This window comes from Martinezella rhizogenes (assembly GCF_027460065.1).
GTDB classification, from domain to species: domain Bacteria; phylum Pseudomonadota; class Alphaproteobacteria; order Rhizobiales; family Rhizobiaceae; genus Agrobacterium; species Agrobacterium rhizogenes_C.
In genome coordinates this window covers 932,148-951,588 of sequence record NZ_JAPYZZ010000001.1, presented here as the reverse complement: position 1 = coordinate 951,588, position 19,441 = coordinate 932,148, and the positions used below count along the sequence as shown (strand labels likewise).

General features: G+C 58.7%; 20 protein-coding genes. 9 read left to right on the top strand and 11 right to left on the bottom strand.

The genetic code is table 11. The annotated features are described in order from the left end of the window. Nucleotides 1-69: 69 nt before the first annotated feature. The gene (locus tag O8B93_RS04520; RefSeq protein WP_269708567.1) at nucleotides 70-2,130 is read right to left on the bottom strand and encodes a M3 family metallopeptidase; all 2,061 of its coding nucleotides are present in this window, start codon (nucleotides 2,128-2,130) and stop codon (nucleotides 70-72) included. 75 nt (nucleotides 2,131-2,205) lie between these two features. Between O8B93_RS04520 and O8B93_RS04515 the strand changes: the two genes are divergently transcribed. The 3 genes from O8B93_RS04515 to O8B93_RS04505 are packed head-to-tail and all read left to right on the top strand — an operon-like array spanning nucleotide 2,206 to nucleotide 4,126. Beyond that, complete coding sequence (locus O8B93_RS04515) at nucleotides 2,206-2,508, top strand: hypothetical protein (protein ID WP_269708566.1); 303 nt, start codon at nucleotides 2,206-2,208, stop codon at nucleotides 2,506-2,508. Next, nucleotides 2,466-2,924 (top strand): MarR family winged helix-turn-helix transcriptional regulator, encoded by a 459-nt coding sequence (locus O8B93_RS04510; RefSeq protein ID WP_269708565.1) that lies wholly within the window; start codon nucleotides 2,466-2,468, stop codon nucleotides 2,922-2,924. The genes O8B93_RS04515 and O8B93_RS04510 overlap by 43 nt, the downstream gene beginning before the upstream one ends. A gap of 5 nt (nucleotides 2,925-2,929) precedes the next feature. Further along, entirely contained in the window at nucleotides 2,930-4,126 is a 1,197-nt protein-coding gene (locus O8B93_RS04505; RefSeq protein WP_269708564.1) for a multidrug effflux MFS transporter, read from the top strand. 54 nt (nucleotides 4,127-4,180) lie between these two features. On the opposite strand, the gene O8B93_RS04500 is transcribed toward O8B93_RS04505, so the two are convergent. Then, the gene (locus tag O8B93_RS04500) at nucleotides 4,181-5,404 is read right to left on the bottom strand and encodes an argininosuccinate synthase (protein WP_026363761.1); all 1,224 of its coding nucleotides are present in this window, start codon (nucleotides 5,402-5,404) and stop codon (nucleotides 4,181-4,183) included. Between the two features lie 315 nt (nucleotides 5,405-5,719). Here O8B93_RS04500 and O8B93_RS04495 point away from each other — a divergent pair, with 315 nt between their 5' ends. Continuing rightward, nucleotides 5,720-6,574 carry an SDR family NAD(P)-dependent oxidoreductase gene (locus tag O8B93_RS04495; protein ID WP_269708563.1) on the top strand — a complete coding sequence of 285 codons (855 nt, stop codon included), beginning with the start codon at nucleotides 5,720-5,722 and terminating at the stop codon, nucleotides 6,572-6,574. A gap of 134 nt (nucleotides 6,575-6,708) precedes the next feature. Then, entirely contained in the window at nucleotides 6,709-7,356 is a 648-nt protein-coding gene (locus O8B93_RS04490) for a LysE family translocator (protein WP_269708562.1), read from the top strand. Nucleotides 7,357-7,394: 38 nt separating this feature from the next. Here the strand turns inward: O8B93_RS04490 and O8B93_RS04485 are convergent, their stop codons facing one another. From O8B93_RS04485 to O8B93_RS04455, 7 genes are all read right to left on the bottom strand, one after another. Then, a complete protein-coding gene (locus tag O8B93_RS04485) occupies nucleotides 7,395-8,189 on the bottom strand; it encodes an ABC transporter ATP-binding protein (RefSeq protein WP_269708561.1) in 795 nt (264 codons plus the stop codon). Beyond that, a complete protein-coding gene (locus tag O8B93_RS04480) occupies nucleotides 8,186-9,067 on the bottom strand; it encodes an ABC transporter permease (protein WP_003505036.1) in 882 nt (293 codons plus the stop codon). The genes O8B93_RS04485 and O8B93_RS04480 overlap by 4 nt, the downstream gene beginning before the upstream one ends. 106 nt (nucleotides 9,068-9,173) lie before the next feature. Then, nucleotides 9,174-10,127 carry an ABC transporter substrate-binding protein gene (locus O8B93_RS04475; protein ID WP_269708560.1) on the bottom strand — a complete coding sequence of 318 codons (954 nt, stop codon included), beginning with the start codon at nucleotides 10,125-10,127 and terminating at the stop codon, nucleotides 9,174-9,176. Between the two features lie 108 nt (nucleotides 10,128-10,235). Next, nucleotides 10,236-11,408, bottom strand: coding sequence for a dual-specificity RNA methyltransferase RlmN (gene rlmN / locus O8B93_RS04470; protein ID WP_269708656.1), 1,173 nt, complete (start codon nucleotides 11,406-11,408; stop codon nucleotides 10,236-10,238). A 266-nt stretch (nucleotides 11,409-11,674) separates the two neighbouring features. Further along, a complete protein-coding gene (locus O8B93_RS04465) occupies nucleotides 11,675-12,178 on the bottom strand; it encodes an invasion associated locus B family protein (protein ID WP_080827110.1) in 504 nt (167 codons plus the stop codon). Nucleotides 12,179-12,476: 298 nt separating this feature from the next. Next, a complete protein-coding gene (locus tag O8B93_RS04460; RefSeq protein ID WP_006310844.1) occupies nucleotides 12,477-12,857 on the bottom strand; it encodes a YkvA family protein in 381 nt (126 codons plus the stop codon). 51 nt (nucleotides 12,858-12,908) lie between these two features. After that, nucleotides 12,909-13,214 carry a 4a-hydroxytetrahydrobiopterin dehydratase gene (locus O8B93_RS04455; RefSeq protein WP_269708559.1) on the bottom strand — a complete coding sequence of 102 codons (306 nt, stop codon included), beginning with the start codon at nucleotides 13,212-13,214 and terminating at the stop codon, nucleotides 12,909-12,911. A 59-nt stretch (nucleotides 13,215-13,273) separates the two neighbouring features. Here O8B93_RS04455 and O8B93_RS04450 point away from each other — a divergent pair, with 59 nt between their 5' ends. Beyond that, entirely contained in the window at nucleotides 13,274-13,753 is a 480-nt protein-coding gene (locus O8B93_RS04450; protein WP_269708558.1) for a low molecular weight protein-tyrosine-phosphatase, read from the top strand. Here the strand turns inward: O8B93_RS04450 and thpR are convergent. Continuing rightward, a complete protein-coding gene (thpR, locus tag O8B93_RS04445) occupies nucleotides 13,687-14,280 on the bottom strand; it encodes an RNA 2',3'-cyclic phosphodiesterase (protein WP_269708556.1) in 594 nt (197 codons plus the stop codon). The two genes, O8B93_RS04450 and thpR, sit on opposite strands and share 67 nt — an antisense overlap. A 68-nt stretch (nucleotides 14,281-14,348) precedes the next feature. After that, nucleotides 14,349-14,999: an arylesterase gene (locus O8B93_RS04440; RefSeq protein ID WP_269708555.1), complete on the bottom strand. Its 651-nt coding sequence runs from the start codon at nucleotides 14,997-14,999 to the stop codon at nucleotides 14,349-14,351. 90 nt (nucleotides 15,000-15,089) lie between these two features. On the opposite strand from O8B93_RS04440, the gene O8B93_RS04435 reads away from it, so the two are divergent. The 3 genes from O8B93_RS04435 (at nucleotide 15,090) to O8B93_RS04425 (ending at nucleotide 19,359) form a co-directional block, all read left to right on the top strand. Next, nucleotides 15,090-15,800, top strand: coding sequence for an ABC transporter ATP-binding protein (locus tag O8B93_RS04435; protein WP_269708554.1), 711 nt, complete (start codon nucleotides 15,090-15,092; stop codon nucleotides 15,798-15,800). Continuing rightward, nucleotides 15,797-18,358, top strand: a complete 2,562-nt coding sequence (locus O8B93_RS04430) for an ABC transporter permease (protein WP_269708553.1) — start codon at nucleotides 15,797-15,799, stop codon at nucleotides 18,356-18,358. Before O8B93_RS04435 ends, O8B93_RS04430 begins: the two co-directional genes overlap by 4 nt. 218 nt (nucleotides 18,359-18,576) lie before the next feature. After that, the gene (locus tag O8B93_RS04425) at nucleotides 18,577-19,359 is read left to right on the top strand and encodes a Bax inhibitor-1/YccA family protein (protein ID WP_080827103.1); all 783 of its coding nucleotides are present in this window, start codon (nucleotides 18,577-18,579) and stop codon (nucleotides 19,357-19,359) included. The last annotated feature ends 82 nt before the right edge of the window (nucleotides 19,360-19,441 follow it).

Genomic DNA, 19,441 nt, shown 5'->3' with positions numbered 1-19,441 from the left:
AATGCGAAAGGGGGGCTCATGTCATAAGCCCCCTGCGCTCAGTTTCTAGCTGAGAATTATGACAGTCTCTTATAGAAGACCGCGCTTCGAAAGCATCGCATCCGGGCTCGGCATCTTGCCCCGGAAGGCGAGATAGGCCTCCTCCGGATCGATCGAACCACCGACGGAATAGATATTGTCCTTCAGCCGGCGCGCAATCTCACCGTCAAAGGCATTGCCGGTTTCCTCAAAGGCAGCAAAGGCATCGGCATCGAGAACTTCCGACCACATGTAGGAATAATAACCGGCGGAATAGCCATCGCCAGAGAACACATGCTGGAAATGCGGCGTCGCGTGCCGCATGACGATGGATTTCGGCATATTGAGGCCAGACAGTACCTCACCCTGAACCGCCATCGGATCGGCGACGCTGTCGCGGGTGTGGAACGCCATGTCGACGATCGCCGAGGAGGTGAATTCCACCGTGCTGAAACCGGCATTGAAGGTCTGGGCGGCCAGAACCTTGTCCAGCAACGTCTTCGGCATCGGCGCGCCAGTCTCATAATGCAGCGCGTATTTTTCCAGAATTTCCGGCACCGTCAGCCAATGTTCGTAAAGCTGCGACGGCAATTCGACGAAATCGCGCGAGACACCGGTTCCGGATACCGAGGGGTAGGTTACATCGGAGAGCATACCATGCAAGGCATGGCCGAATTCATGGAACAGCGTGCGCGCATCGTCGAGCGAAAGCAGCGCCGGTTTTCCTTCGGCTGGCTTCGCGAAATTGCAGACATTGTAGATGATGGGGATTTCACCGACGGTGCCGTTCTTCAGCGGCAGCTTGTGCTGCGACTGGAAGGAACTCATCCATGCGCCTGATCGTTTGGAGGGGCGGGCGAAATAGTCGCCGAGGAACATGGCCTTCAGATCGCCCTTGTCGTCGCGGATTTCGAAAATCCGCACATCGGGGTGATAGCCGGCAACGCCCTTCACTTCGACCGCATGAATCGCAAACAGCCGCCCTGCCACATCGAAACAGGCTTCGATGATCTTTTCCAGCTGCAGATAGGGCTTCAATTCCGCCTCGGAGAAATTAAACTTCTGTGCCCGGAGCTTTTCGGCATAATGCCGCCAGTCCCAGGGCAGTACCTCATGGTTCTTGCCTTCCTCGGCGATGATGGCGGCAAGTTCAGCCTCTTCCTCGCCCGCACGTTGAACGGCTTTTTCCCAGACCTGACCGAGAAGACCATTCACTGCATCCGGTGTCTTCGCCATCGTATCATCCAGCTTATAGGCAGCGAAATTCGCATAACCGAGAAGCTTTGCCTTTTCCTCGCGCAGTTCGAGCGTGCGGCGGACAATCTCGCGATTGTCGGTCTCGCCGCCATTTTCGCCCCGCGCAACCCAGGCCTTGAAGGCCTGTTCGCGCAGGTCACGCCGTTCGGAAAAGGTCAAAAAAGGCTCGATGATCGAGCGGGAAAGGGTAACGGCAAATTTTCCGTCCTCGCCATGTTCGCGGGCAGCCCCTGCCATCGCATCGCGCAGAAAACCGGGAATGCCCGCAAGCTCTTCCTCCGTAGAGAGCAGAAGCTTCCAGTTCTTTTCATCCGCCAGCACATTCTGCCCGAATTTCGCGCCGAGACCGGCAAGTTCCTCATTAATCGCAGCCAGCCGCTCCTGCCGATCCCTGGGCAATTTGGCACCGGAGCGCACGAAACCCTTCCAGTGCCGTTCGAGAACACGGCTCTCTTCGCCCGTCAGCCCAAGCGCCTCACGCTTTTCCCACAATGTGTCGATGCGCTTGAACAGCGCCTCGTTCATGCCGATCTTGGAATAATGCCGTGACATTTTCGGTGCGATTTCCCGCTCCAAAGCCTGAATCACACCATTTGTGTTGGCGCCGGCCCTGTTCCAGAAAAGTGACGAGATACGCGAGAGATCGTCACCGGCGATTTCGAGTGCGGTCACTGTATTTTCAAAACTCGGCGCCTGCGCATTGCCCGCAATCGCATCGATTTCATGTTCGTGGGACGGAAGGGCGGCATCGAAGGCCGGCGCGAAATCCTCATCCTTGACCGCATCGAATTTTGGCAGACCATTATGACCGTTCCAGTGAACGAGTGCGGGATAAAGCGCGGTCTTCAATGGCATTTCATCTTCCTTGTGCAATTCCGTTTCAAACCCATATGGGCATGCCTCTACCGCCAATTCAATATGCGGATGGTGATGACCGACGATGCGGATTTCGTGCTTGTTAGCCATTTCCTGAACCGACTTAAATTATCCTCTTCATCGGCAGGGTGGGCGAAGTCGAAAAAGAGCCGAAGGCCCTGTCTTTTTTGCTTCGGCGTAACAATCGTCGACTATATTGCCGAATATCCAGCAATTGAACTGACGCATGTTTTACTCGATTTTCGACAATATGATTTGTGCACCATTGATTATCGCCCGGAATTTAGTAAGGCTGACTTACGAAAAGGCGAAGCATGGGCACGAAACGCGAAAAAGATTCACTGGCATTTCTGCTGAACAGCGGCGCACGCCTGCTGAACAGTGCTTTTGAGCGCCGAATTTCTGAAGCCGGACTGGGCCTGACCCCCGGCGAAGCACGCGCGTTGCTGACGGTTGCCGTGGTTGATGGCAGTAAGCAGTCGGACATTGCCGCCCGTCTCGGCATCGAGCCCATGACGATCTGCGCCTATCTCGACAAGCTGCAATCCCTCGATCTCATCGAGCGCCAGCAGGACCCCCAGGACAGACGCTCCAAACGCATCGTATTGACAAAAAACTCCACCGAGATGCTGGAAGCCGTGCGCCAGGAAATTGATGAACTCGTCCGTCACGCCACACGTGGTTTGAACGAAGAAGAAGTCGCGCTTTTCCGCAGCTTCCTGCAGACGCTTCGCGACAATCTCCAGCCGGAACAGCCGGGCCAGAGCTGCTGAATACAATGCCGCCAGAACCGATCATGTCGACAAAACGCACAGCCCTGCTCGGCGCGTTGCTGACGGCGCTGGCGCCGATTTCCATGGCGATCTATACGCCTGCCATGCCGGAACTGACGCAGGTTTTCGCCACGAATGAAGCCGCGATAAAATTCAGCCTCTCGCTTTATTTTGCCGGTTTCGCCCTGGCGCAACTGCTCGCCGGACCTGCTTCCGATGCCTTTGGCAGGCGTAGGGCGAGCCTCGTTTTCCTGTCGGTCTTTCTGGGCGGCGGGCTGCTGGCGATTTTTGCCCCGACGATAGAAGTGCTGCTCCTCGCCCGGCTCATTCAGGGCATCGGCGCCTCCGTCGGCATGACGGTGGCGCGCGCCATCGTCCGCGACCAGTTTACCGGCGCGGAAGCCTCCAACATCATGAACCTGATCGGCATCATGCTGGCCGTCGGCCCCGCCCTCGGACCAACGATCGGCGGGCTTTCACTTGCGGCTTTCGGCTGGAAATCGGTGTTTTTCCTCATGGCCGGTCTCGGCGCCGTCGCCATCTTGTCCGTCGTGGTTTTCCTGCGCGAAACGACGGTCCCGGACAAAAGCCTGATCCGTCCCCCTCGCCTCCTGTCGGCATACGGCACCTTGCTGACAGAACCACGCTTTCTTCTGGCCGCCCTCGTGCTTGGCGGTTCCATCGGCGCGCTTTATGCGCAGGCCACCATGCTGACCTTCATCCTTATCAACACGGTCGGCATGACACCCACCGCCTTCGGCATCGGCATGCTGATGCAGACCGGCGCCTATTTCTTCGGTTCCATCGCCCTGCGATACATCGCACCGCGACTGGGTGATCGCCGTTCCGTCATGCTGGGCCTCTGCTTTTCGGGAACAGGCGGCGTGCTCATCCTCCTGTCGGTCTTTCTGATACCGCCGTCGTTCTTCTCCATCATGGGGCCTGTGGCGGTTGCAACGATCGGTATCGCCTTGCTGACACCCTCGATGGTAACGGCGGCACTTGCACCCTTCCCGCATATTGCCGGCTCTGCCTCGGCGATGATGGGCTTCATCCAGATGGGATCGGGTTTTGCGGGCGGCGCTGCAGCATCGCTCATCGGTTCACCCTTGATCGGTTTCGGCATCATCATCCCGGTGATGGAATTCACCGCAGTTGCCAGCTATATCGGCTTCCGCATCGTCTCCAGAAGAGAGACATGAAAAAACCCGCCGGCGTCACTGCCCGCGGGTTTCATAATCTTCACATCAGCAGAATTACTTGCTGAGGTTACGCTTGGCCAGCGTGCGAAGACGCAGCGCATTGAGCTTGATGAAGCCAGCAGCATCCTTCTGGTCGTAAGCGCCGTGGTCATCCTCAAAGGTCACCAGCGCGTCGGAATAAAGCGACTTGGCGCTCTCGCGGCCAGTGACCATGACATTGCCCTTGTAGAGCTTCAGCGTCACTTCGCCTTCCACATGCTCCTGGCTCTTGTCGATCAGCGCCTGCAGCATTTCGCGCTCCGGCGAGAACCAGAAGCCGTAATAGATCAGTTCTGCGTAACGCGGCATCAGCTCATCCTTGAGATGCGCTGCACCCCGGTCGAGCGTGATGGATTCGATGGCGCGATGTGCGGCAAGCAGGATGGTGCCGCCGGGCGTCTCGTAAACGCCGCGCGACTTCATGCCGACGAAACGGTTCTCGACCAGATCAAGGCGGCCGATGCCGTTTTCACGGCCGTAATTGTTGAGCGTGGCGAGAAGCGTCGCCGGCGACATTTCAACGCCGTTGATGGAGCAGGCATCACCCTTGCGGAAACCGACCTTGATGACGGTTGCCTTGTCGGGAGCCGCTTCCGGCGAGATTGTGCGCATATGCACATATTCAGGCGCTTCCTGTGCCGGGTCTTCCAGAACCTTGCCCTCGGAAGAGGAGTGCAGCAGGTTGGCGTCGACGGAGAATGGCGCCTCGCCCTTCTTGTCCTTGGCGACCGGAATCTGGTGCTGTTCGGCGAAATTCAGGAGGTCGGTACGGCTCTTGAACGTCCAGTCACGCCACGGAGCAATGATCTTGATATCAGGGTTCAGCGCATAGGCCGAAAGCTCGAAACGGACCTGATCGTTGCCCTTGCCGGTGGCGCCATGGGCGATGGCGTCAGCGCCGGTCTTCTTGGCAATCTCGATCAGGTGCTTGGAAATCAGCGGACGGGCAATCGAAGTGCCGAGCAGATAGACGCCTTCATAAACGGCGTTGGCGCGAAACATCGGGAACACGAAATCACGCACAAATTCTTCGCGGACGTCCTCGACGAAGATTTCCTTGATGCCCAGCATCTCGGCCTTCTTGCGTGCCGGCTCAAGCTCTTCGCCCTGGCCGAGATCGGCGGTGAAGGTTACGACTTCAGCACCGAGTTCCGTCTGAAGCCATTTCAGGATGATCGAGGTGTCGAGGCCGCCGGAATAGGCGAGAACGACTTTCTTAACGTCTTTCGGAAGTGCCATAGTGATGTCCATCTGCATGATGACGGCATCTGGGCACCGCCATTTCCTTGGGATTTCGGCACTTTTACAGTGCAACCCGAAATGTGTGAAGCGCTTTTCCGTGAGATAAGCGACAAAACAATTGATGGGCGCGCATGATGACGGATGGCGAACGGCCGCGCGGATGGGAACGAAGCAATTGTCACATGCATTTAGAAAATTCGCGCTTTATCATAAAGCGGCGCGATCGACTTGAAGACCGTGAATGAAGCCACTCAGGTTCAGGCAACGTTGCAAACCGCTGGAAACAGCAGAAACGACGCGAAGGAGAAACCTATGACGACCATCCACCCTGCATTCAAGGAAGATAATGTCGCTGTCATAACAGGTGCGGCATCCGGCATCGGACTTGCCGCCGCCCGTAAATTCGCCGGTTTCGGCATGAGCGTCGTGCTCGTCGATCTCGATGGCGAAAAGCTCGCCGCAGCCCATGCGGATATTCTGACCGTCACCAAGGGCGGGGAAGCGCAGATCGTCGCCATTCCGACCGACGTCTCGAAACTCGATGAGCTGGAAGCATTGGAGCGCGCCGTGATCCAGCGTTTCGGGCGTGTCCACGTCCTCATGAACAATGCCGGCATCCAGCCGGGCAGCGCCATCTTCGGACCCCAGGCCAACTGGGAAAAGATTATCGGCGTCAATCTGATGGGCGTCGTGAATGGCAGCCGCGTCTTCGGCCAGGGCATGATCACCCATGGCGAACCGTCGCTGATCATCAATACCGGCTCGAAACAGGGCATCACCACGCCTCCGGGTGATCCGGCCTATAACGTCTCGAAGTCCGGTGTGAAAACCTTCACGGAAGCGCTTCAGCACGAATTGCGTAATATCCCGAACGGCGCTGTTTCCACCCACCTGCTGATCCCCGGTTTCGTCTTCACCGGCCTGACTGCCCATGGCAGGACTGAAAAGCCGCAGGGCGCCTGGACCGGCGAGCAGACCATCGATTTCATGATCGAGAGCATCGGCCGCGGCGATTTCTACATCCTCTGCCCTGATGGCGAAGTGGATCGTCCAACGGATGAGAAGCGCATTCTCTGGGCGGCCCAGGACATCGTCCAAAACCGCCCGCCGCTCTCACGCTGGCATACGGAATATTCCGCCGCCTTCACCAGCTTCCTGAAAAACTGAAGTTCCAGCCGCCGTACTCACAAGGGTACGGCGGCTACTCTCCTCCCCCGCAGGCGCGTCATCACTCAAAAACATTGGCAGAAACACGAAACCGCGTTAAGCAACCGCAATCTCCAGATTTTACGGGTGCCGCGATGGATTTCGTTCCGAGCCTGCCAACATTGATCGCCTTCACCATTGCCATTCTGCTTCTGGCGGTAACGCCGGGGCCTGACATGACGCTCTGGATCAGCCGCTCGCTGCGCGAAGGCCGGGCAGCAGGATTCATGACGCTGGTGGGGACCAATATCGGCATCACCGTGCATACGATGCTGGTCGCCTTCGGTGTCGCAGCCCTCATCGTCGCCTCGCCGACCGCCTTCATGATCCTGAAAACCGGTGGTGCGGCCTATCTGGTCTGGCTCGCCATTCAGGCGATCCGCAAGGGTTCGGATTTCGTGATGGTGAAAAGCACCGGTGAGAAAGCACAGGCCTCCCTGAAATCAGCCTTGCTGAACGGCATCTGGGTCAATCTGCTGAACCCCAAGGTCATCATCTTTTTCATGACCTTCCTGCCGCAATTCGTCAGCGCAACCGATCCGCACGTCACCGGCAAACTGATCTTCCTCGGCATCTGGTCCATCATCGTGGCGCTGCCGATCGGTATCGGCATCGTTGTCGCCGCCGATGTTCTCTCCGCTTGGCTGCAGCGCAACCGGAAAGTTCTGCGCGGGCTCGATTACACGATCGCCGGTGTCTTCTCGCTTTTCGCGGTCAAGATTTTCTTCACGCAAACGCGCTGAGGGTAAATAAAAAGGCGCCGGAAGGCGCCTTTTTGCAATCAGCCGATCAACAGCTCGTCATCGTCAAGCGTCTGGCCGCGTATCTTGCGGAACATCTCGATCAGGTCTTCGACCTCGAGATCCTTGCGGCTGTCACCGGAGACGTCGAGCACGATTTCACCGGCGTGCAGCATGATCGTCCGGGTGCCATAATCTAGCGCCTGACGCATGGAATGGGTGACCATGAGGGTCGTCAGCTTGCGCTCCGACACCACCTTGCGGGTCAGTTCCATCACGAATTCCGCCATGCCGGGATCGAGTGCCGCCGTATGTTCATCCAAGAGCAGCACGTCCGAGCCGGATAGCGTCGCCATGACAAGCGAAACCGCCTGCCTCTGCCCACCCGACAGAAGATCCATACGGTCCTTCAGACGATTTTCGAGACCGAGATTGAGCGAAGCGATACGTTCCCCGAAGAAATCCCGCCTACCGCGTCCAAGCGCCGACGACAACCCGCGACGCTCGCCGCGAGATGCCGCTAGCGCCAGGTTCTCCTCGATCGTGAGCGCACCGCAGCTGCCCGCCAACGGGTCCTGAAACACGCGCGCCACCCGTCCCGCCCGGCTCGCGGTCGGCTTGCGGGTGACATCGGCGCCGCCGATCATCACCTTGCCCGCCGTTGGCAGGACATCGCCGGCCAGAACACCGAGAAGTGTGGATTTGCCCGCACCATTGGAGCCGATGACGGTGACGAAGGAACCATCCTCGATGGTGAGATCGATCTTGGCCAGCGCCTGCTTTTGCAGCGGCGTACCACGCCCGAAGACGACCTGGATATCGGAAAGCGAAATCACGATGTTGCTCCCCCACGGCGCAGTCGCGGCAGGATCAATGCGATGGCCACCAATACCGCCGTTACGAAATTGAGATCGGACGCCTTGAGACCCAGCACATCACTCGACAAAGCCAGCTGAATGGCGAGACGATAGGCGATGGAGCCGAAGACACAGCCGATCAGCGCGATCAGGATGCCGCGCGCGCCGAACAAAGTCTCACCGATGATGACGGCCGCAAGCCCGACAACGATGGTGCCGACACCGGAGGTCACATCCGCAAAACCATTGGTCTGCGCAAACAATGCGCCGCCAAGAGCCACCAGCGCATTCGAAAGCGCCATGCCGAGATAGATCTGGTTCCCGGTCTTCACGCCCTGCGCCCGCGCCATCCGCGCATTGGCACCCGTCGCTCGCATGGCAAGGCCCGCATCGCTTTCAAGAAAACGCCAGACGAGAATGACCGCGATCAGCACCAGCGCACCAACAAAGAGCGGCCGCACCAGATATTCGGAAAGGCCGAGACCGTAAAACGGCGAAATCATCGTGTCCTGATTGAGCAGCGCCACATTCGGCTTTCCCATCACCCTAAGATTGACGGAAAACAGCGCGATCATCGTCAGGATCGAGGCAAGCAGGTTCAATATCTTGAAACGAACGTTGAGCGTGGCGGTCACAATGCCGGCGGCAGCGCCAGCAACCATGGCAATCGCCGTCGCGACCCAGGCATTCAGACCGGCGATGATCAGCACGGCAGCCACGGCGGCGCCAAGCGGAAACGAACCGTCCACGGTCAGGTCAGGAAAATCAAGTACGCGGAAAGCGAGATAGACGCCGATCGCCACGAAAGCGAAGACCAGTCCCAGCTCCACGGCACCCCAGAAGGCGATTTGGCTCACGGTAATGTCCTTGTTATTGCCGCCATCAGGCGGATACGGGCACCGTCTCGTGCCACGTAAAACGGGCGGCGAAATGCCGCCGCCCGCAATTCAGTCAGGTTGCAGTTCAGTCGATGACCTTGGTGGCGCGCTTCGTCACGCTTTCAGGGAAGGTGACGCCAACTTTTTCGGCAACCTTCTTGTTGATGACGAGATCGGTGCCGACAGCCACGGTTGCCGGAATTTCACCGGGCTTTTCACCCTTGAGGATGCGGACAACAACGGCGCCGGTCTGCTTGCCAACGTCGAAATAGTTGAAGCCGAGGGCTGCAACCGCGCCACGGGCAACGGAATCCGTATCAGCGGCATAAAGCGGGATCTTCGCCTCAGAGGCAACACCGGCTACCGCCTCGAAAGCGGAAACGATGGTGTTGTCGGTCGGAACGTAGATCACGTCGGCCTTGCCGACCAGTGCGCGGGTTGCGCCCTGCACTTCTGCGGACTTGGTGGCGACGGATTCGATGACCTTCAGGCCGGCCTTGTCAGCTTCGGCCTTCAGCAGGGCGAGCGTCGAGGCGGAGTTGGCTTCGGCGGAGTTGTAGATGAAGCCGATGGACTTGGCGTTCGGGGAGATTTCCTTGATGAGCGCCAGGTGCTCGCCAACCGGCAGCATGTCGGAAAGGCCGGTCACATTGCCGCCGGGCTTTTCCATGCTCTTGATAAGCTGTGCGCCGACCGGATCGGAAACCGCCGTGAAGACGACCGGAATGTCGCGCGTGGCCGCGACGACAGCCTGAGCCGACGGCGTGGAGATCGGCACGATGACCGAAGGAGCATCGCCCACGAACTGGCGCGCAATCTGCGCTGCGGTGCCGGGATTACCCTGTGCGGACTCGTAAAGGAACTTGAGGTTCTCGCCTTCCTTGTATCCAGCTGCGGCAAGAGCTGCCTTGACGCCGTCACGGGCGGCGTCGAGCGCCGGATGTTCGACGATGGCGGTGACGGCAACGGTGACGTTTTCAGCCTTGGCCGGCAGAACGATGGCGCTCGCGGCAGCGAGAGCCAGAATGAATGCGCGCATGGATATCCTCCTGTTGGTTCCCTGTTTTCGTCTTTCTAGGAACAAGACAGACCGAAATCAATCGGAGAACCGCCGGAAAACCAGCTTTATGGCGCAAATGCGGCTTATTCAGTCGTCTGCGCCGTGGTTGGCGATCATCATCGCCTCAAAAGCCAGTCTTTCGGTCTTGCGCATGCGTTCCGATTCCGACTTCAACTGGCCACAGGCGGCAAGAATGTCGCGGCCGCGCGGCGTGCGGATCGGCGACGCATAACCCGCCTGATTGATGAAGTCGGCGAATTTTTCGATCTGCGCCCAGTCGGAGCACTGGTAGTTCGTGCCCGGCCAGGGATTGAACGGAATGAGATTGATCTTGGCGGGAACGCCCTTCAGAAGCTGCACCAGCATCTTTGCGTCTTCCAGGCTGTCATTGACATCCTTCAGCATCACATATTCGAAGGTGATGCGGCGGGCATTGGAAAGACCCGGATAGTTGCGGCAAGCCTCGATCAGTTCCTTCAGCGGATATTTCTTGTTGATGGGCACCAGCATGTCGCGCAGATCGTCGCGCACAGCATGCAGCGAAATCGCCAGCATCACGCCGATCTCATCACCCGTGCGGAAGATTTCCGGCACGACACCGGAGGTAGACAGGGTAACACGACGCTTGGAAAGCGACAGGCCGTCACCGTCGGTTGCAATCAGAAGCGCGGTCTTCACATGCTCGAAATTATAGAGCGGCTCGCCCATGCCCATCATCACGATGTTGGACACCTTGCGGCCTTCGCTTGGCACATAAGCGCCAACCGGTGTCGAACCATCCGGAAAATCGCCGAGCCGGTCACGCGCCAGCAGCAGCTGGGCAAGAATTTCCTCGGCCGTCAGGTTGCGCACCAGGCGCTGCGTGCCGGTGTGACAGAAGGAACAGGTCAGCGAACAGCCCACCTGGCTCGATATGCACAGGGTGCCGCGCCCTTCTTCGGGAATATAGACCATCTCGATCTCAACGGGACGGCCAGCGCCGCGCGGCGGAAAGCGCATCAGCCATTTGCGGGTGCCGTCATTGGAAATCTGCTCCTCGACGATTTCCGGGCGGGCGATGGTGAAGGCCGCCTTCAGCTTCTCGCGAAGTTCCTTGGCGACATTGGTCATATTGTCGAAATCGGAGACGCCGCGCACATAAAGCCAGTTCCACAACTGGCTGACGCGCATTTTCACCTGCTTCTGCGGCACACCGATCTCGGCCAGCGCCTCGCCCATTTCCTCACGCGTCAGGCCGATCAGCGACGGCTTGCCGGACATGAGATCGCTATTGGCGATCAACGGGGCTTTGACTGCCAGGCCGGCAGGAGCTTGCATTACGGACATCACGTTATCCCATCGTTCCATGCATCGCACGACCGGCCTGTCGGAAAGGCGGAAAATCGTCTGCATGTCGAGAAAATCAAAGGCGGAGCACTTTTCGCGCATCCGCCTGTCAATGTTGCCGCGCCTTTAGCATCAAACTGGCAAAAACGCAAATGGCCGGTCGAGGACCGGCCATTCACAAATCTGACAAAGCGTCAGGATTACTTGCAGCTCTCGATCTGTTTGAAAGCAGCCGAAATGCCCGACAGCGAATAGGAATAGGACGTCGCGGTACCGCGGCCGGAAACCGCCTTGACCGTCATCGACTTGCCACCCTTCATGGCGGCGACGAGCGCCGGCTCTTCAGCGGCGTTTTCAACCCAGGCGGCCTTGTCCTTGGTAAACATGACGAAGTTCTTGTTATCGATCGTCACATTGACCTTGGAGCCCTGCTTCAGCGGATAGCCCACCATGGCCTGCGGCTCGTAGGAGATGTTCTGGCCGGGACGCTGCGAGACGATGAAGAAAATATCACCATGGTCAACGCTTGCCGGTTCCTTGGATGTGGGAATGGAAAGAACGTAGCAGACGGTGCTGTTGCCCGATTTGTACGAATAGGCACCCCAGGCATTGAACTGCTGGATGCGCGTGGGCGACTGTGCAGATGCTACGCCGACGCTGGTCAGCAAAATGGCCGCTGCGGTTGCTACACTTCTTACAAACATAGAATTTCCTGCCGGGTTATTGTCTTCCATTGGCCCGAAGCAGCGGCGGGCTCCATTTTCTGGATCGGCCACGTTCAGGTGCGGATCGTCTTTTCTCATTGTGGTCGGAAAGCGGTTACCAAACCGTCAACAACACGCATAAAATGCCGGAAACGTCTTGCGGTGTTACAGATTGGCGACTTCCCGACGCTTTGAGGAGAACGGCGTGGCACGCCCTTCCCTCGTGTGTAAAACACATAAATTCAGGCAAGAATTTGTCACTCGCGAGGCTCTGCCGGGCGGACACATCACAGAGACGTTACCCGGCTTCCTGCTGTCGCTTCAGCATGGCGTCAGCCGCCTCGTAATGTTCCATCTTGATATGGGCGCGGATCATCGCGAGTGCGGCAGTAATGACCGCGATATCATCGGTAAAACCGACGACCGCCAGCATGTCCGGCACCGCATCGATGGGCATGATGAAATAGGCAAGGGCGGCCAGAATAATACCCTTGGCGCGCAATGGCGTGTCGCGGTCGATCGCGCAATAATACGCCGCAGCCGCGTCGCGCGCGAAGGGAACCTTGGTCATCACCCGCTTCAGCTTGGGCCAGAATTTGGCGCGCACGACATTCTCACGCTCCTGCTGCTTGTCGGTTTCACCCGGCAGAAGAATTTCACCGATTTTCACATCATCCATGATCGACGGTCCTCCGGTCATGACTATTATATGGGACTGAGCGCCCGCCGTTCAATTCCCCCGGCCCGCAGCCGCCTTCTGCATGGCTTCGGCCAGAAGAAAATCCCGCTCGGTCACACCCTGCGAATCATGGGTGGTGAGGCAGACCTTGACCCGCGAATAGACGTTTGACCATTCGGGGTGATGATTGAGCTTTTCCGCCGCAAGAGCAGACTCGGCCATGAAACCGAAGGCTTCGGCAAAATTCGAAAACTTAAAGGAGCGAACGATCGCCGCCCCGTCTTCACGCAGCGACCAGCCCTCGAGTTTCGACAATGCCTGCCGGATGGCGTCCGGTTCAAGTCTGGGATATTTCATGAATCTTGCCTCCGCTTGATAACCACTAACGTCTCAACGACCGGATCGACGCATCGTTCATGAAACATATCACCGTTCTTTTCGTCTGCATGGGCAATATCTGCCGCTCGCCGCTTGCCGAAGGGGTTTTGAAAGACATCGCCGATGGTGAAGGTCTGTCCGACCAAATCACCGTCGATTCCGCCGGCACCGGCGGCTGGCATGCGGGCGACGCGCCCGATCCGCGATCTGTCGCCATGGCGCGGCGACACGGCATCGATATTTCCCGGCAGCGGGCAAGACAGGTAACGCGGGCTGATTTCGAGGCCTTCGACCTCATCCTCGCTATGGACGAAAACAATCTGGCGAACCTGCTTCAACTCAGCCCGGAAAGACATCGGCACAAAATCCATCTCTTCATGGATTATGCCACGGGCCGCCGGGAGAACGTCCCCGATCCCTATTACGGGGCCGAGGACGGGTTTCTTGATGTCTACAACATGCTCTTGGCGGGATGCAGGTCGCTGCTCGAAAAGATCGAGCTGGACCGCGCCTCGTGAAGCGGGAAGGCCTCTTCGACGACATAAGGCCCACCGCCCACAGATTCCTTCGACGACATCAGCACGAAACGGCCGACCGTGAAGGGCGAGGTGCGGAAGTTGCCGCGTCCGGAAAGATAATGCACCACATCATCCACACGCGAGGAACGCAGCCGCGCCAGTGTGACATGCGGCATGAACTTGCGCGGATCGGGCGGGAGGCCGATCCGCTGACAAATTCGCTCGACTTCCGCTTGAAGCGCATGCATTTCCGGTGAGGGAGAAACCCCCGCCCAGATGGAATGCGGTTTCTTGGAGCCGAAGGAACCCATGCCGGTGAGATTGAGCTGGAACTCCGGCCTTTCGATCCGGTCCAGCCTGTCAACGACCTCATCGGCGGTCCGCCCGTCGATGTCACCGATAAAACGCAGGGTTATGTGATAATTCTCCACATCAATCCACCGGGCTCCCGGCAGACCACCGCGCAACAATGAGAGGCTCATCGCCGCATTGCGCGGAATTTCGAGGGCGGTAAACAGTCTCGGCATGGCGAGCTCCCCGAATCTCTTGGCAGAACAAGCATAGCGAATCACGCAATGCAGATGGGCGCAAGTGCTTATTTTTTTTGCGCACCGATTGTGTTGATGAAGCTTTCAACAGCCGGCAAAGATTTCTCCACCATCACCGCCACCCCCTTGGTATTGGGGTGCATCTTGTCCTCGAGCTTCAAGGCATCATCCGTCACGACGCCATCCAGAAAGAAGGGATAAAGCGGCAGGTTGTATTTTTCAGCCAGCCTTGGAAAGATCGGGTTGAACCGCTTGGCGTAATCTTCACCCATATTCGGCGGCGCCATAATGCCGACCAGCAGCACGGCTATATTGCGTTTCTGGAAACTGGAAATGATGGCATCGAGGTTCTTTTCCGTCTGTTCCGGCGCAATGCCGCGCAGCGCGTCATTGGCACCGAGCTCCAGAATGACCCCCTCGGTTCCATCCGGAACCGACCATTCCGCCCGGGCCAGACCGCCGGAGGAGGTATCGCCGGAGACACCGGCGTTAGTGATGGCGACATTGATGCCCTTCGCCTTCAATGCAGCTTCAAGCTGTGCCGTGTAGCTGTCGGTGGGGGGAAGCTGATACCCGGCCATGAGGCTGTCGCCGAGGCCGACCAGTTGCAATGTCCGCTCCTGCGCCGTTGCGGAAACGACGGAAAAGGCACCCGCGAGGATGACGATGAAGTGAAACAGGGCAGCTTTAAATCTCATCACGGCTTTCCTAACTTGGTTCACATTGTCTGAAACACCGACCGCATTGACCGCCAGAACGCTTCATCACCCTATATAGGAACGCGAATTGTGACGAAAAGCATCATAGAGCTGAAGAAGGCCGACCTCACCCTCGGTAACGCCGCCGCCTCCGTCCACGTTCTCAAGAACATCGATCTTTCCATCGACGAAAGTGAAGCGGTCGGTATCGTCGGCCCCTCCGGTTCGGGAAAATCGACTTTGCTGATGGTGCTTGCCGGTCTGGAGCGGCTCGACAGCGGCGAAATCGTCATTGCGGATACGCAACTGCACAAGCTCGGCGAAGATGCACTGGCGGATTTTCGCGGCCGGAATATCGGCATTGTGTTCCAGTCCTTCCATCTCATCGTCAATATGACGGCGCTGGAGAATGTGGCGGTTCCGCTGGAATTGGCCAACGCCCCCAATCCCTTCGAGATCGCTAGGCGCGAACTCATTGCCGTCGGTCTCGGTGAACGTCTCAACCACTATCCCGGTCAGCTTTCCGGCGGCGAGCAACAGCGTGTCGCCATCGCCCGCGCGCTTGCCCCCTCACCAGCCGTGCTGATCGCCGACGAACCGACCGGCAATCTCGATACCGATACCGGAAAACAGATCGCCGACCTTCTGTTTGCCAAACAGGCTGAACGCGGCATGACCATGGTGCTCGTCACCCATGATCCGTCGCTCGCCGCCCGCTGCTCGCGCCAGATCAAGGTGCGCTCCGGCGAGATCGAGGGCGACAGCGCCCGCCCCCAGATGGCACGGGCAGTATCGGCATGATCGGCTCGATTTTCCCATCTTTCGCCAACATCAGAAACGCCGCAAGGCTGGCCCGGCGTGAAATCCGCGGCGGTCTGCGCGGCTTTTATATTTTTCTCGCCTGTATTGCGCTGGGAACCGGTGCGATCGCCGCCGTCAATTCCGTGTCCCGCGCGGTCACCAGCGCCATTGCTACCGAAGGTCAGTCCATCCTGGCCGGGGATGTGCGCTTCGAACTGCGCAACAGGGAGGCGACGGCAGAAGAGCGCTCCTATCTCGACAGCCTCGGCACCGTCGCGGTTTCCACAGGGTTGCGATCCATGGCCCGTCTTGCCGACGGCTCCGAACAGACCCTGACGGAGGTGAAAGCCATTGACGGCGTCTATCCGCTCTATGGCTCCTTCGTCGCTGACCCCAATCGACCGCTGGGCGAGCTTCTGGCTGGCAGCGGCGATACCTATGGCGCCGTCGCAGCGCCGCTTCTGCTGGAACGGCTTGGCATCAAAGTCGGTGATGAAATCCTGCTCGGCAATACCAAGCTGAGATTGACCGGCACCGTGGTCGACGAGCCGGATGCGCTGTCCGATGGCTTCGGTTTTGCCCCGAGGCTTGTCGTCAGCCGCGACGCCCTCTTCGCTTCAGGCCTCATCCAGACCGGCAGCCTCGTCGAACACGCCTACAAGATCAAACTGAACGACCCGGCGACGCGGGCAACCATGACCGACGCAGCCAACAAGGCCTTCCCCCAGGCCGGCTGGTCCATCCGCACCAGCGACCGGGCAGCGCCCTCGCTCACCGAAAACGTCAACCGCTTTTCGCAATTCCTCACGCTGGTGGGCCTCACCGCCCTCATCGTCGGCGGGGTCGGCGTCGCCAACGCCGTTCGCGCTTTTCTCGATTCCAAGCGGACGACGATCGCCTCGCTGAAATGCCTGGGTGCACCGGCATCGGTGGTCACCATGACCTATCTCTTCCAGATCGCCTTCATTGCTGCCGTCGGTATCGTGATCGGCCTTGTGGTCGGCGCTGTCGCGCCGCTTGTCGCCATGCGGTTTCTGGAAGGCGTGCTGCCGGTGCCGGAAGGGCTTGCCTTTTATCCCAGCGCGTTGGGTCTTGCCGCCCTGTTCGGCCTGTTGACGACGCTCGCCTTCGCCATCGTGCCACTCGGACAGGCGCGTGAGGTTCCGGCAACGGCACTGTTCCGCGAACAGGGTTTCGAGGAGGGTACCTGGCCCTCCTGGCCTTATCTCGCCGCAACCGGCCTGCTTCTGGCGGCGCTGGCCGCACTCGCCATCTTTTCGGCGGAAGACCGTTTCATCGCTTCCGTGTTTCTTGCAGCCATCGCCTTTGCCTTCGTGGTGCTGCGGCTGGTCGCTTCGGGCGTCAAGGCCATCGCCAAACGCAGCCCGCGCGTTCATTCAGCCGCCCTTCGGCTGGCGATCGGCAATATTCACCGCCCCGGCGCACTTACCCCCTCGGTCGTTCTTTCCCTCGGCCTCGGGCTCACCCTGCTCGTGACGCTGACGCTGATCGATGGCAATCTGCGCCGTGAACTGACGGACAGTCTGCCGGAAAAGGCACCGAATTTCTTCTTCGTGGATATTCAGGGCAGCGAAGTTCAGGGTTTCCGCGACCTCCTGAAACGGGAAGCGCCCGAGGGAACCCTGACCGAAGTACCGATGCTGCGCGGCCGTATCATGGCTCTGAACGGCACGGACGTAACGAAAATGGAGGTGCCGCCGGGAGGACGCTGGCTGCTGCGCGGCGACCGGGGCATAACCTATTCTGAGAATAGGCCCGAAAATGCGACGCTGACGGAGGGAACATGGTGGGAGCCGGATTATAGCGGCGAACCGCTGGTTTCCTTCGCGGCGAAAGAGGCGGGGGATCTGGGCCTCAAGATCGGTGACAAAGTCACGGTCAATGTGCTCGGCCGCAGCATCACGGCCAAGATCGCCAATCTGCGCAATGTCGAGTGGGAATCCCTCTCGATCAATTTCGTGATGGTGTTTTCGCCCAATACCTTCCGCGGCGCGCCGCATGCCTGGCTTGCGACCCTTGCCGACCCTTCCGCAACCGCCAGCGACGAAGGCCGCATATTGCGTGCCGTCACCAACAGCTATCCGACGATCACCAGCGTGCGCGTGAAGGATGCGCTTGATGTCGTCAACCGGCTGGTCGGACAGCTTGCCACCGCCATCCGCGCGGCTGCGGCCGTGGCGCTCATCGCGTCCGTTCTGGTGCTTGCCGGCGCCCTCGCCGCGGGCAACCGCGCCCGCACCCATGACGCGGTGATCCTCAAAACGCTGGGCGGCACGCGAAACCTGCTCATCCGCGCTTTCTCATATGAATATATGATGCTCGGCCTCGCCACAGCCGTCTTCGCGCTTTTTGCCGGCGGCGTTTCCGCATGGTTCGTGGTCGCCCGCATCATGAAACTGCCGTCCAGCTTCCTGCCGGATGTGGCGATCGGCACGCTTGTCATTGCCCTGGTCATGACCGTTGGCATTGGTCTCATCGGCACCTGGCGGATTCTCGGGCAGAAGGCGGCACCGGTTCTGCGGCAGGCGGGGGAATGATCATCGGTTGTGCGCCGCTTAACTTTAACGATTAATTCTTTGTAATGATCGCCAAAATGTGAGTGCTTTTCGCGCATATGGTGTCTTTTCGGCAGCAAAAGGCCTTGTATCGGACACGTTCTGCCATCATATTCGTCAGTAGGCTTGCTGAAGCTCCGCAGCGGCGCCCGGGAGGTATCCCGACACCGTAGCAATTACGGAGCTCAAAAGAGGAAACAATGGCTGATTTCAATAACTACCAGAACCGCATGGCGCAGACGCGTGCACAGTCTGGTGCGATGATCGATGAAGGTCTTCGCGCCTATATGCTGAAGGTTTATAACCTGATGGCGCTGGCTCTGGTCATCACCGGCGTCGCGGCCTTTGGCTTCGCCATGCTTGCTACGACAACCGATCCCGCCGCCGCGGTTGCAACGTTGCCGAATGGCAAGATGCTGACCTCCCTGGGCGCCCTTGTTTATGCGTCACCGCTGCGCTGGGTCGTCATGCTGGCACCGCTCGGACTGGTCTTCTTCCTTAGCTTCCGTATCCAGAACATGAGCGTTTCCGCGGCTCAGTCGACCTTCTGGGTTTATGCCGCTCTTATGGGCGTGTCGCTGTCCTCGATCTTCCTCAGATATACTGAAGGAAGCATCGTACAGACGTTCTTCGTGACCGCTGCTTCGTTCGGCGCACTCTCGCTTTACGGTTATACGACGAAGAAGGACCTCTCCGGCATGGGGTCGTTCCTGATCATGGGTCTGTTCGGCCTCATCATCGCCTCGATCGTCAATATTTTCCTTGGTTCCGGCGCCCTGCAGTTCGCGATCTCCGCGATCGGCGTGCTGATCTTCGCAGGCCTGACCGCCTACGACACCCAGAAGATCAAGGAAATGTATTTCGATGCCGACGATGTTGCCGTGGCTGGCCGCAAGGCCATCATGGGCGCGCTGACGCTCTATCTCGACTTCATCAACCTCTTCACCTTCCTGCTGCAGTTCCTCGGTAACCGCAACGACTAAGGCTGAGAGGCTTTGAGACAAACATACAAAAGGCGGCCCTTCGGCCGCCTTTTTATTTGGGACTATCCACATCAGCCTGCGC

Coding starts and splice junctions, on each gene's coding strand:
- O8B93_RS04520 (WP_269708567.1), bottom strand. CDS start 2,130: ATGCCATTGAAGACCGCGCTTTATCCCGCACTCGTTCACTGGAACGGT.
- O8B93_RS04515 (WP_269708566.1), top strand. CDS start 2,206: ATGACCGACGATGCGGATTTCGTGCTTGTTAGCCATTTCCTGAACCGA.
- O8B93_RS04510 (WP_269708565.1), top strand. CDS start 2,466: ATGGGCACGAAACGCGAAAAAGATTCACTGGCATTTCTGCTGAACAGC.
- O8B93_RS04505 (WP_269708564.1), top strand. CDS start 2,930: ATGCCGCCAGAACCGATCATGTCGACAAAACGCACAGCCCTGCTCGGC.
- O8B93_RS04500 (WP_026363761.1), bottom strand. CDS start 5,404: ATGGCACTTCCGAAAGACGTTAAGAAAGTCGTTCTCGCCTATTCCGGC.
- O8B93_RS04495 (WP_269708563.1), top strand. CDS start 5,720: ATGACGACCATCCACCCTGCATTCAAGGAAGATAATGTCGCTGTCATA.
- O8B93_RS04490 (WP_269708562.1), top strand. CDS start 6,709: ATGGATTTCGTTCCGAGCCTGCCAACATTGATCGCCTTCACCATTGCC.
- O8B93_RS04475 (WP_269708560.1), bottom strand. CDS start 10,127: ATGCGCGCATTCATTCTGGCTCTCGCTGCCGCGAGCGCCATCGTTCTG.
- rlmN (WP_269708656.1), bottom strand. CDS start 11,408: ATGTCCGGCAAGCCGTCGCTGATCGGCCTGACGCGTGAGGAAATGGGC.
- O8B93_RS04465 (WP_080827110.1), bottom strand. CDS start 12,178: ATGTTTGTAAGAAGTGTAGCAACCGCAGCGGCCATTTTGCTGACCAGC.
- O8B93_RS04460 (WP_006310844.1), bottom strand. CDS start 12,857: ATGGATGATGTGAAAATCGGTGAAATTCTTCTGCCGGGTGAAACCGAC.
- O8B93_RS04455 (WP_269708559.1), bottom strand. CDS start 13,214: ATGAAATATCCCAGACTTGAACCGGACGCCATCCGGCAGGCATTGTCG.
- O8B93_RS04450 (WP_269708558.1), top strand. CDS start 13,274: ATGAAACATATCACCGTTCTTTTCGTCTGCATGGGCAATATCTGCCGC.
- thpR (WP_269708556.1), bottom strand. CDS start 14,280: ATGCCGAGACTGTTTACCGCCCTCGAAATTCCGCGCAATGCGGCGATG.
- O8B93_RS04440 (WP_269708555.1), bottom strand. CDS start 14,999: ATGAGATTTAAAGCTGCCCTGTTTCACTTCATCGTCATCCTCGCGGGT.
- O8B93_RS04430 (WP_269708553.1), top strand. CDS start 15,797: ATGATCGGCTCGATTTTCCCATCTTTCGCCAACATCAGAAACGCCGCA.
- O8B93_RS04425 (WP_080827103.1), top strand. CDS start 18,577: ATGGCTGATTTCAATAACTACCAGAACCGCATGGCGCAGACGCGTGCA.